Genomic DNA, 2645 nt, shown 5'->3' on the forward strand with positions numbered 1-2645 from the left:
GACGCCGTCGAGGAGGTAGACGGAGCCGATGTTGGAGGTCATGATCAGGACCGTGTTGCGGAAGTCGACGGTCCTGCCCTGCGCGTCGGTGAGCCGCCCGTCGTCCAGCACCTGCAGCAGCGTGTTGAAGACATCCGGGTGCGCCTTCTCCACCTCGTCGAAGAGCACCACGGAGTACGGCTTGCGCCGCACGGCCTCGGTCAGCTGGCCGCCCTCCTCGTACCCCACGTAGCCGGGGGGCGCGCCGACGAGGCGGCTGACCGTGTGCCGCTCCTGGTACTCGCTCATGTCGATGCGGATCATGTTGTCCTCGGTGTCGAAGAGCGCCTCCGCGAGCGCCTTGGCCAGCTCGGTCTTGCCGACGCCCGTCGGCCCCAGGAAGATGAACGACCCGATCGGGCGGCGCGGGTCCTTGATGCCGGAACGGGCCCGGATGACGGCGTCGGCCACCAACCGCACCGCCTCGTCCTGGCCGATCACCCGCTCGTGCAGGACCTGGTCCAGCCGCAGCAGCTTCTCCCGCTCGCCCTCCTGCAGGCGGCTCACCGGGATGCCCGTCCACCGGGAGACGATCATCGAGATCTCGTCGTCGGTGACGACCTCGCGCAGCAGACGCGCCGTCCCCTGCTTGGCGAGCAGACGCTCCTCCTCCGCCTCCAGCCGCCGCTCCAGCTCGGGCAGCTTGCCGTGCCGCAGCTCCGCGGCACGGTTGAGGTCGTAGTCGCGCTCGGCCCGATCGGCTTCGGCGCGTACGTGCTCGATCTCCTCGCGCAGGCTCTGGACGGCGCGTAGCGCGTGCCGCTCGGCCTCCCACTGCGCCCGCATGGCGTCGGCCTCGGCGCGCACGTCGGCGAGCTCCGCGCGCAGTTCCTCCAGGCGGACCCCGCTCGCGAGGTCCTCCTCCTTGGCGAGCGCGGCCTCCTCGATCTCCAGGCGCATCACCCTGCGGGTGAGCTCGTCGAGCGCGGCGGGCATCGAGTCGATCTCCGTACGGAGCATCGCGCACGCCTCGTCCACCAGGTCGATGGCCTTGTCCGGCAGGAAACGGTCGGAGATGTAGCGGTGGCTCAGCACGACGGCGGCCACCAGCGCGCTGTCCTGGATCTTCACCCCGTGAAAGATCTCCAGGCGCTCGCGCAGGCCACGCAGGATGGAGACGGCGTCCTCGACCGAGGGCTCGTCGACCATCACCGGCTGGAACCGGCGCTCCAGTGCGGCGTCCTTCTCGATGTGCTTGCGGTACTCGCTGAGGGTCGTCGCCCCGATCATGTGCAGCTCGCCGCGGGCCAGCATGGGCTTGAGCATGTTGCCCGCGTCCATGGCGCCCTCGGCCGCTCCGGCGCCGACCACGGTGTGCATCTCGTCGACGAAGAGCAGGATCCGCCCCTCGGCGGCCTTGACCTCGTTGAGCACGGCCTTGAGGCGCTCCTCGAACTCGCCCCGGTACTTGGCCCCGGCCACCAGCGAGCCCATGTCGAGGCTGAAGACCGTCTTGCCCTTGAGTCCCTCCGGCACGTCCCCGTGGCTGATCCGCTGCGCGAGTCCCTCCACGATGGCGGTCTTGCCGACGCCGGGGTCACCGACCAGGACGGGGTTGTTCTTCGTCTTGCGGGACAGGATCTGGACGACCCGGCGGATCTCGGCGTCGCGCCCGATGACCGGGTCGAGCTTGCCCGACAGGGCGTCGGCCACCAGGTCGCGCCCGTACTTCTCCAGCGCCTCGTACGCCACCTCGGGCATCGCGGAGGTCACCCGCTGGTTGCCGCGGATCGAGGTGAGCGCCTTGAGGAAGCCGTCCCTGGTCAGCCCCTGATCGTGCAGCAGTCTCCCGGCGGAGCTCGAGCTGCCCTCCTCGAGCAGGGCGATGAGCAGGTGCTCCACCGACACGTAATCGTCCTTGAGCCGGTCGGCCTCCCGTTTGGCCGCGTCCAGCAGGCGGGAGAGCCGCTGCGTCACATAGACCTGGCCCGGCGCGGCGCCGGGACCGCTCACCTTGGGGCGGCGGCCCAGCTCCGCCTCCAGATCGCCCCTGAGCCTGTCGGTATCGACGTTCGCGTACGAGAGCAGGCGGGGTATCAGCCCCTCCGGCTGGTCCAGCAACGCCAGCAGCAGGTGCTCGCCGTCCACCTCGGTGTGCCCGAAGCGCAGGGCCTTGGTCTGCGCGTCGTGCAGCGCCTCCTGCGACTTCTGGGTCAGCTGGTTCATGTCCACGGCGAGCCTCCGGTGAGTCGGGAACGCCCACGCTGGGCGGCCTCCAGCTGGGCGATGCGGTCCAGCAGATCCAGTACGAGGCCGAGCGCGGCATAGTTGATCGAGAACCCGGCCCGCAGCCGCCGGATCCGTGCCATGGTGAGCACTTCGGGAGGCGGGAACCACAGGTGCCCGGCGGAGTCGGTCCCGGCGTCGAGCAGGCCCAGCGCGACAAGACGCCGCACCAGCTCGGGGTGGGTCCCCGTCGCCCTGGCGAACGTCTCCAGATCCAGACGCTCGGGCCTGGTGAGCTGGTAGGTCCGCTCCACTCCGCCAGGCGCCCTCCGCGGGCGGGAGGCGGAGCCCCCGGCCGGGGCCCGCGCGGACTCCGACTTCTGGAACTCGTTCAACAAGTACGTCCCGCAGATGGCGACCGAGCTGGGCGTCGACCTGAT

2 protein-coding genes are annotated in these 2645 nt (G+C 70.3%); both read right to left on the minus strand.

The features are described from left to right. The coding region (locus tag ABZ260_RS49675; RefSeq protein WP_355632579.1) for an AAA family ATPase at positions 1–2211 on the minus strand (2211 nt) is incomplete at its 3' end. Next, positions 2202–2645, minus strand: a 444-nt coding sequence (locus ABZ260_RS49680; protein WP_355632582.1) for a chaperone modulator CbpM, incomplete at its 5' end; no start/stop codon positions are given. The genes ABZ260_RS49680 and ABZ260_RS49675, both read right to left, overlap by 10 nt.

This window comes from Streptosporangium sp. NPDC006013 (assembly GCF_040614275.1).
Classification (GTDB): Bacteria; Actinomycetota; Actinomycetes; order Streptosporangiales; family Streptosporangiaceae; genus Streptosporangium.